The organism is Novosphingobium sp. AP12, assembly GCF_000281975.1.
In the GTDB taxonomy this organism is placed as follows: domain Bacteria; phylum Pseudomonadota; class Alphaproteobacteria; order Sphingomonadales; family Sphingomonadaceae; genus Novosphingobium.
Window position 1 is genome coordinate 1 of the sequence record NZ_AKKE01000177.1, and the last position, 8,126, is coordinate 8,126.

Below are 8,126 nucleotides of genomic sequence, written 5' to 3' on the forward strand. Positions count from 1 at the left end.
GTGCGGTTAAAGCGCCTAAACGCCTATTGCGCAACAAGGCCATGTTAACCCTAAGGAAGCTTTAATCCGCCGTTCTTTTCGGTTGGATGACCTTGGCGCCCCGTTGCCCGGCCCGCTTTTGCCGCTAAAGGACGGGGATGGACAAGATCATCATCGAGGGCGGCAAGCGCCTTTCCGGCACGATTCCCGTCTCGGGTGCCAAGAACGCAGCGCTGACCCTGGTGCCCTGCGCGCTACTCACCGAAGAGCCGCTGACGCTGCGCAACCTGCCGCGCCTTGCCGACATTGACGGGTTCCAGCACCTGATGAACCAGTTCGGCGTCTCGACCGCAATCGCCGGTTCGCGTCCCGAGGACTTCGGCCGGGTGATGACGCTGCAGGCGACGCGGATCACCAGCTCGGTCGCCCCCTACGATCTCGTGCGCAAGATGCGCGCCTCGATCCTGGTGCTGGGCCCGATGCTGGCCCGCATGGGTGAGGCCACCGTCTCGCTGCCCGGCGGCTGCGCCATCGGCAACCGCCCGATCGACCTGCACCTCAAGGTCATGGAAGCGCTTGGCGCAACGATCGAGATGGCCGCCGGCTACGTGCGTGCCATCGCCCCGGACGGCGGCCTTCCGGGCGGTCGCTACTCGTTCCCGGTGGTCTCCGTCGGCGCGACCGAGAACGCGCTGATGACCGCCGTGCTGTGCAACGGCAAGTCCACTCTTCACAACGCCGCGCGCGAGCCCGAGATCGTCGACTTGTGCAACCTGCTGGTGGCCATGGGCGCGCAGATCGAGGGCATCGGCACCTCGGACATCACCATCCACGGCGTCCCCCGTCTCCACGGCGCTACCTACATGGTCATGCCTGACCGCATCGAGGCCGGCTCCTACGCCTGCGCCGCCGCCATCACTGGGGGTGAAGTCACCCTCAAGGGCGCCCGGATCGAGGACATGGAAGCGACGGTGCAGGCCCTGCGCGACGCTGGTGTCCACGTCGAGCCCACGGCTGAGGGCCTCCACGTTGCCGCCGACGGCAAGCTGCGCCCCGTCACCCTTTCGACCGCGCCCTACCCCGGCTTCGCCACCGACATGCAGGCCCAGCTCATGGCGCTCCTTTGCCGCGCCGAGGGGTCCAGCGTGCTGACCGAGACGATCTTCGAGAACCGCTACATGCACGTTCCCGAACTCAACCGCATGGGCGCGCGCATCGAGACCAAGGGCCGCACCGCCATCGTCCATGGCGTCGACAAGCTGACCGGCGCCGACGTCATGGCCACCGACCTGCGCGCCTCGATGAGCCTCGTCATCGCCGGCCTCGCCGCTGAGGGCCAGACGCAGGTCCACCGCCTGTACCACCTCGACCGCGGCTACGAGCGGCTGGAAGAGAAGCTGGCGCTGGTCGGCGCGCAGATCGAACGCGTGGGCGGTGAGTAAATAAGCCGAGAAACCTTCGGGCAACATGGCGCGTTCTTTCCCTCGAGATACCGAGAGGAGAACCGTCATGGGCCTTATCAAGTTGGCTGCGGCCGGCGCCGTTGGCTACGCGCTCTACAAGTACGCGAACAAGCACAAGGAAGAACTCGGCCTGGCCGGAGGCAACACGCATGTCCGTGATTCCGGGCCAGAACACATGACCACGCCCCCAAAGGCCTGGAGCAAGACCGACGAGGCGATAGACGAGAGCTTCCCGGCCAGCGATCCTCCGTCAACCTACTGAGTTCCACCTGCTGAGCTGAACGAACCTGCGAAGGGCGGGAAGCGGACGATGTTCCGCTTCCCGCCTTTTTCGTTTCCCCGCGCCTTCCACGCTGGAACGAATCCAGTCCCCAAGCCGTTGAAAGTCTTGCGGGAACGGCAAAAGGACCGGACCTGCCGGACAGGAGCAAGAAATGGCGATCCACTTTGTCGCGGACCTCAACTTCGACGGCAATAGTGTGCGCCATGCCCACCCGCACGGCTTCGACCACATCCGCGAAATGGGCCGGCGCATCTGCGAAGTCTGGCGCGCTCGTGTCGCCGCGGACGACACCGTGTGGATTCTCGGCAACGTCGGCAACCCCGTCCACCTTGCCGGTCTGCCCGGCACCAAGCACCTCGTGCGCGGCACGTCCGACCCGCAGGCGTGGAACTGCCTGACCACGCGCCGCTACGCCAGCGTCTGTGACAGGCGGGTGCTGGAGACGCCTGAGGGCACCTTCTTCCTCACCAACGATCCCGCCGCCGCCCCGGAGGACATGCGCGTCCTGCATGGGAGTGCGCGTGCCGGATGGTCGCATCCCGACCACGTCTGCGTCTCCGTCGATCGCACCGGCTGGGGGCCCATCAGCCTGGAATCCATTCTCGGCGGTTCCATGGACGTGCGCCAGGCCGCCTGAGCCTCACCCCAGCTCCGAGACCACCAGCCACACCCGGATCGCGCTCGCGAGGCCGGGCGGGGTTTCCGCTTCCAGCCGTTCCGCGTCGATCCGCGCGACCAGCGCGTTGATCGGCACGGCCTCACGCGTCGCCACCCGTCGCAGCAAGTCCCAAAACACCGGCTCGAGGCTGATCGAGGTCTTGTGGCCGGCGATCTCGACAGAGCGCTTGATGGGCGGGTGGTAGGGAGTGGGCATGCCCTAGCGTAGTCGGGTATTGGGAACAGCGGAAGGCCACGTCTCGTCGTCCCGCGAAGGCGGCGATCGCTGGCCGAAACGCACCCGCCTGTCAGCAAGTGACCCTTTGCGGGCCGTCCGAGAAGCATCGCTTCAAGGCGGCCAGCGGCCCCATTCAAGCTGCCGCACCAACTCCCAATTTCAGCTTCGCAGGCCATCACGCACCGCATGATACCTTGTCATAGCAAGGTATCATGCACCAACCTGTACTTTTCATCACAAGGTATCTTGCGTTACACGATACCTGTCCATATACACTCGATCATCGACAGGAGATGATTCGATGTCCGAAATCGAAATCCAGCTAAAGAAAGGGGTGCTCGGCCTGTGCGTGCTCGCCCTGCTGTCACGGGGTGACAGCTACGCCTACGAGATCGCGAGCCGCATGGCCGACGCGGTCGATATGGGCGAAGGGACGATCTACCCGCTCATGCGCCGCATGCAGTCCGAAGGCCTCGTCGCGACCTATCTCGAGGAATCGCCCTCGGGTCCTTCGCGCAAGTACTACCGCATCACCGAGACGGGCCGCTCGCGCCTTGCCGAGCAGGTCGGGGAGTGGCGCGGCTTCACCGCTGCCGTCGACGGCCTGATCGCCGCTGCCGACACCGACAACCAGATCGCCACGCCTGAGGCGCCAATGCAGGAAGGGGAAACCAGCCATGAAGCGTAACGAGTTCATCAAGCGCCTGAAGGCCGGCCTCAAGGGCATGCCGCAGGACGTCGCCGACGAGATCGTCGCCGACTACGAAGAGCACTTCGAAGCGGGCCTCGCCGAGGGCCGCAGCGAAGAGGAAGTCGCCGCAGCGCTCGGAAATCCGGGACGTCTGGCCCGCGAACTGCGCTTCGAAGCCGGTTTCCACAACTGGAAAAGCGAGCGCACGCCATCCTCCGCCTGGAGCGCGATCCTTGCCTTCATGGGCCTTGCAACCATCGACATCCTGATCCTGCTGCCGATCGTGCTGCCGATCATCGGCGTGGTGTTCGGGCTGTTCGTGGCCACCGTGGCGACCTTCATCTGCGGAGGCCTGATCCTCATCGCGGGGCCTTTCACCGCATTCCCGGGCGGCATACTCGTGGCGATCCTGGGCGGTCTCGGCCTCATGAGCGCGGCGGTCGCCGCCGGCGCCCTGCTGACGCTGGTCAGCATCTGGATCATCAATGCCCTCATGTGGTTCGGCCGCCTGCACTACCGGGTCATCGAACCCGCCATCCACTCAGAAGACTGAACGCGAAACAGGAAAGGACAGGACAATGCTCAAGAAACTGCTCATCGTATTCGCCAGCGGCGTGATCCTCTCGATCGTCGCGTTCGGCGCGGCCTTCGCCATCGGGGGTGACCGTTTCACCCGCGAGATCGAGGAAAAGAACGGCTGGGGCATCCACTCGGACGACCACGACGACAAGGGGCCCCGCAAGACCCGCAGCTTCGCGATCGTGTCGGGCAGCCAGATCGCCATGGAGATCCCGGTCGAACTCGTCTTCACCCGCGGCGACAAGCCCGAGATGACCGTGACCGGCCCGGCGGGCGTCGTCGACCGGTTGGTCTGGGAAAACGGTCGCCTCTCGATCAACGGCTCGGCCAACATCCACCGCGGCCTCAAGGTCCAGATCACCGCGCCAGAAATCGCCGGCCTCGACCTCGACGCCCCCGGCGACGTGACGCTGAACGGTCTCGAACAGGAAAGCCTGCGCCTCAACGCCCACGGCGCGATCGACCTCGAAGCCTCGGGCAAGGTCAACCGCATGTTCGTGACTTCCGCAGGCGCTGCCGACATCGACCTCGGCAAGGTCCAGGGCCGCGACGCCACCGTACGCATCAACGGCGTCGGCGACGTCACTCTCGGCGCCACGGGCACCGTCGACGTCGAGATCAACGGCGCCGGCAACGTCACGCTGGTCCGCAAGCCCGCCACCTTGCGCAGCCGCATGAACGGCATCGGCGACATCGACCACGACTACTGATTTCTCCAGCGAGAAAACAGCGAAGGCCGCTCCGTCTCAGGACGGGGCGGCCTTTTGCCGTGTGTGAGAGGTGGAGGAGAAGACCTGCCTCAATGCACCGGCGGATCGACCGGCGGGACCGTCCCGACCGGCGAGACCGGCTCTTCCGGAGTGCGCGGGGGCATCGCGTTCTCGGGCACTTTGTCGATCTGCATGTCCGGCGTCGAGACCTGCTCGAGATTGCGGGCGGTGACTTTGACCTGGTCGCCGTCGATGACGATCTCGTTGAAGCTGGGCGGCGTCGAGCGGATGCGCAGCGACAGGGTGCCCGCGCCGATCATGCGCAGAGGCCCGGCGAGAGTCTGTTCGGTCAGGTCGAAAGGGTCGTGGATGTGGCCGGTCATGATGCCCATGACCTTGCGGCCGGCGAGGACCTCCATCGTCCTGGTGCCGTTGATCGTCAGCAGCTTGCCGTCGGCGCGGCGCTCTGTGAGGGGATGGTGCGCGGCGATCAGCACGCGGGTGCCTTCGGGCAGTGCGTCGATGGCTTCCAGGGTGTGGTTCAAGGCGCGCTCGGTCACCCAGCCGTTCGACCACGGGAAGCGCTGCCACTGCGCGCGGGTGGTGGTGCGCAGCGGCACGATCGCGAGATTGGGCAGGTCGAGCTGGGTTTCGATCAGCCGCTCGATCGCCTTGAAGCGCTTGTAGGGTGCGAAGAACCGCTCGTAGAGGTTGAAATACGGGATGTCGTGGTTACCCACCTCGACCGTCACCGGCACGTCGAGGGCAGTGATCCATTCGCAGGCGGCGCGGAATTCGGGGTGCCGGGCGCGCATGGTGAGATCGCCGGTGATGGCGACGGCGTGGGGCTTTTCGCGCTCGATGCAGGCCTTGACCCAGTCCAGCGCCCGGCGATCTTCCAGCCCGAAGTGGATGTCGCTCAAGTGAAACAGCCGCAGGGGACCGCTGTGCATGGAGCCGACCTTGCCGTGCATTATCCGTCCAGTTCCTTCGTCGTCACCAGGTCCACCTTACAGGCGGACAGTTCGAAAATCTCTTCTTCACCGCCGTCGAACGGCTCGCCGTCGATCAGCAGGCCCATTGGCTCGCCGGTCGGGCAGACCAGCCGCAGCCGCTTGTGCCGGCCCAGTTCGTCGTGCGGACCGTCGCGAAAGTCACGGTTGAGCAAGGCGATGCCCTGCCCGGCGTAGTCCGCCAGCGATTCGGCGTAATAGCCGTTCGCCTCGAGCCCATCGTCGTGCGGGGTCACCGTGATCGCGGCATAGCCTTCATCGCGCCCGCAGTCGATATCGGCACACATGACCTTGGCGCCGCTGGCGGACTGGCTGATCGCTTCGCGCGCAGTGCTGACGAACTCCAGGATGTTCACCGCCCGCATCGCCTCGCGTACTTCGTTCCAGACCGTGCCCGGCCCGGCCAAGGCGCCGGTGAGGCCGATGCCGTGGCGCGAGCGGATCACGCAGGGCCGGTCTGTGCGTACCGGCCCGTGCCCCAGTTTCGCGATGATCTCGGGCGCGGGCACGTCGCCGTGCATGCGCTTGGACAGCATGTTCATCGTCCCGCCGGGCAGAACCAGCACTGATCCGCCCCATTCCCAGGCGGAAGTCACGACCGAATGCGTGGTGCCGTCGCCTCCGAAGACGCACAGCATGTGGACACCCGACGCGTCCAGCTCGGCCGCATGGGGCGCAGGCTCGTCGGGGAAGCGCAGGACGCGGTCGAGATCGAAACCCGCCGCGGTGAGCGCCTCGACCACCGCCTGCACGGCGGCCTCGTCGTTGCTGCCGCTGGCCTGGTTGCAGACCAGCCAGACTTTCGAGCCCCGGCCCGGATGTTCGCCGTCAAAATGTTCCATGCGCGCAAAAGCCCCCGACAGTGCCCCGGGTTCCCGTCAAAGACGCCCGCTGAAGATCAGCCACGCCGAAAGGCCGTTGAGCCCGGTGTAGAAGGCATAGACCCAGGCCCATCCGGCCGAACCCGCGGCTGCCATGATGAGAGCGCCCAGCAGCATCGCGAATTCGACCACGAGGCTGAGCCGTCCGCCGAGCGACTGGAAGAACCACGGCACCTGCGCGATCATCGGATGCCCGCTGTCGATCACCGCCTTGTGCGCGGCGAAGTTCAGCACCCCGAAGCAGAATACCAGCACGATCGAAAACATGGACCGCCACTGTATCGCGCGCGGACGATGGGCGCCAGTTCGGCGTTTGCCGCCATCCGGCGACTGTTGATTCGCCGCAGTTACTTACCGAACCATCGTCGTTCGTCGGCTGTGAAAGTCGTTCGTCCTGTCGCCCACGCCTTCGTCGGATCGCCATGGCCGGCAGTCGACGTCCGCGTGATCGGCGGGGGGAACGGGTGCACATCACAATCATCGAGCCGAACGGAGAAACTCTTCCCCAAGGCTCAACCCTGAGGAGGAAATATCATGTTCAAGACCGCATTCGTCGCCGCCGCCGCCCTTTGCACCGTCGGCCTGTTCGCCGCCCCCACCGCATTCGCCGCCACTACGCAGGTGAACTACAAGGATCTCGATCTCGCAACCACGGCAGGCCAGCAGCAGCTCGAGAGCCGCATCGACGAGGCCGCCCGCTCGGTCTGCACCATGCAGCCGGCCAAGACTGGCTCGATCCTCGGCGCCAGCCTCGACCGCAAGTGCTACAAGCAGGCCGTGACGCAGGTTCGCGAGCAAGTCGCCAGCGCGGTCGAGAACACCCGCCTCGGCGGCTGAGCGCCGCCAGGCTCCCCATTCATCCAGGTCCCAAAAGAGAAAAGACCCGGAAAAACACTGATGGTGGGCCTAGCGGCCCGCCATTTTTTTTACGGCCGGAAGATACGTTCGCCCGATCCGCAGCGCTTCGCCGTCCGCGGTTTCGGCGGACCATACGCCCAGCCCCTCGTGCCGCAGGCCCGAGACGTGGGAGCGTTGCAGGATGCAACTGCGGTGGATGCGGATGAAGCGCTCGGGGTCGAGCCGCTCCTCCAGGCTGGTGATGGTCTGGAGCAGCAGGTAGCTCTGCCCGCCCGCGTTCTGGCCGACGTGAAGACGGACGTAGTCGCGTTCGGCATCGATCCGGTAGACCTCGGCTGCCGCCACGCGCACCAGTTCGGAGCGGTGAGGCACCCAGAATTCCTCGAGCCAGCGGCTGGCGGGCGGCTGCGCGCGCTCTCCCCGGCGCGACACCACGCGCGCGACCGCGCGCTGCAGCCGGTCAGGCGCGACGGGTTTGAGCACGTAATCCACCGCGTCGAGGTCAAACGCCTCCACCGCGAACTCGTCGTGCGCGGTCACGAAGATCACTGCCGGCGCGTCCGCCTGACCGCCCAGCCTGCGCGCGACCGCAAGGCCGTCGGTCTCGGGCATCGTCAGGTCGAGCAGGACGAGGTCTGGGCCCAGCGCCTCGATCAGGCGCAGCGCGGCCTGGCCGTCGCTGGCGGTGCCGATCACCGAGATGCCCTCGATCCGCGAGCAGATCACCTGCATGCGCTCGACCGCCAGCGGCTCCCCCCCCCCCCCCCCCCCCCC

12 protein-coding genes are annotated in these 8,126 nt (G+C 66.1%); 7 read left to right on the forward strand and 5 right to left on the reverse strand.

From position 1 onward, the window contains the following. The first annotated feature begins 137 nt into the window (after positions 1–137). The 3 genes from murA to PMI02_RS25260 all read left to right on the forward strand — a co-directional run bounded on the left by murA (position 138) and on the right by PMI02_RS25260 (position 2,362). Complete coding sequence (murA, locus tag PMI02_RS25250) at positions 138–1,421, forward strand: UDP-N-acetylglucosamine 1-carboxyvinyltransferase (RefSeq protein ID WP_007688420.1); 1,284 nt, start codon at positions 138–140, stop codon at positions 1,419–1,421. 67 nt (positions 1,422–1,488) lie between these two features. After that, positions 1,489–1,704: a hypothetical protein gene (locus tag PMI02_RS25255; RefSeq protein WP_007688422.1), complete on the forward strand. Its 216-nt coding sequence runs from the start codon at positions 1,489–1,491 to the stop codon at positions 1,702–1,704. Positions 1,705–1,876: 172 nt separating this feature from the next. Next, positions 1,877–2,362: a hypothetical protein gene (locus tag PMI02_RS25260; protein WP_007688424.1), complete on the forward strand. Its 486-nt coding sequence runs from the start codon at positions 1,877–1,879 to the stop codon at positions 2,360–2,362. 3 nt (positions 2,363–2,365) lie between these two features. On the opposite strand, the gene PMI02_RS25265 is transcribed toward PMI02_RS25260, so the two are convergent. Further along, positions 2,366–2,599 (reverse strand): ribbon-helix-helix domain-containing protein, encoded by a 234-nt coding sequence (locus PMI02_RS25265; protein WP_007688426.1) that lies wholly within the window; start codon positions 2,597–2,599, stop codon positions 2,366–2,368. A 322-nt stretch (positions 2,600–2,921) separates the two neighbouring features. On the opposite strand from PMI02_RS25265, the gene PMI02_RS25270 reads away from it, so the two are divergent. From PMI02_RS25270 to PMI02_RS25280, 3 genes are read left to right on the forward strand one after another with little or no spacing between them, the layout of a single operon-like run. Beyond that, the gene (locus PMI02_RS25270; protein ID WP_007688428.1) at positions 2,922–3,308 is read left to right on the forward strand and encodes a PadR family transcriptional regulator; all 387 of its coding nucleotides are present in this window, start codon (positions 2,922–2,924) and stop codon (positions 3,306–3,308) included. Beyond that, a complete protein-coding gene (locus tag PMI02_RS25275) occupies positions 3,298–3,864 on the forward strand; it encodes a DUF1700 domain-containing protein (RefSeq protein ID WP_007688438.1) in 567 nt (188 codons plus the stop codon). Before PMI02_RS25270 ends, PMI02_RS25275 begins: the two co-directional genes overlap by 11 nt. A 25-nt stretch (positions 3,865–3,889) precedes the next feature. Beyond that, positions 3,890–4,600: a GIN domain-containing protein gene (locus tag PMI02_RS25280; protein WP_007688440.1), complete on the forward strand. Its 711-nt coding sequence runs from the start codon at positions 3,890–3,892 to the stop codon at positions 4,598–4,600. An 89-nt stretch (positions 4,601–4,689) separates the two neighbouring features. Here the strand turns inward: PMI02_RS25280 and PMI02_RS25285 are convergent, their stop codons facing one another. From PMI02_RS25285 to PMI02_RS25295, 3 genes are read right to left on the reverse strand one after another with little or no spacing between them, the layout of a single operon-like run. Next, entirely contained in the window at positions 4,690–5,574 is an 885-nt protein-coding gene (locus PMI02_RS25285) for a metallophosphoesterase (RefSeq protein WP_007688443.1), read from the reverse strand. Next, complete coding sequence (locus PMI02_RS25290; RefSeq protein ID WP_007688445.1) at positions 5,574–6,455, reverse strand: diacylglycerol kinase family protein; 882 nt, start codon at positions 6,453–6,455, stop codon at positions 5,574–5,576. The genes PMI02_RS25285 and PMI02_RS25290 overlap by 1 nt, the downstream gene beginning before the upstream one ends. 36 nt (positions 6,456–6,491) lie before the next feature. After that, positions 6,492–6,761, reverse strand: coding sequence for a hypothetical protein (locus PMI02_RS25295; RefSeq protein WP_007688448.1), 270 nt, complete (start codon positions 6,759–6,761; stop codon positions 6,492–6,494). A gap of 267 nt (positions 6,762–7,028) precedes the next feature. Here PMI02_RS25295 and PMI02_RS25300 point away from each other — a divergent pair, with 267 nt between their 5' ends. Beyond that, entirely contained in the window at positions 7,029–7,331 is a 303-nt protein-coding gene (locus PMI02_RS25300; protein WP_007688450.1) for a UrcA family protein, read from the forward strand. A gap of 69 nt (positions 7,332–7,400) precedes the next feature. Here PMI02_RS25300 and PMI02_RS25305 read toward each other — a convergent pair whose 3' ends face one another. Beyond that, entirely contained in the window at positions 7,401–8,099 is a 699-nt protein-coding gene (locus tag PMI02_RS25305; protein ID WP_238539160.1) for a LytTR family DNA-binding domain-containing protein, read from the reverse strand. Positions 8,100–8,126: the final 27 nt, after the last annotated feature.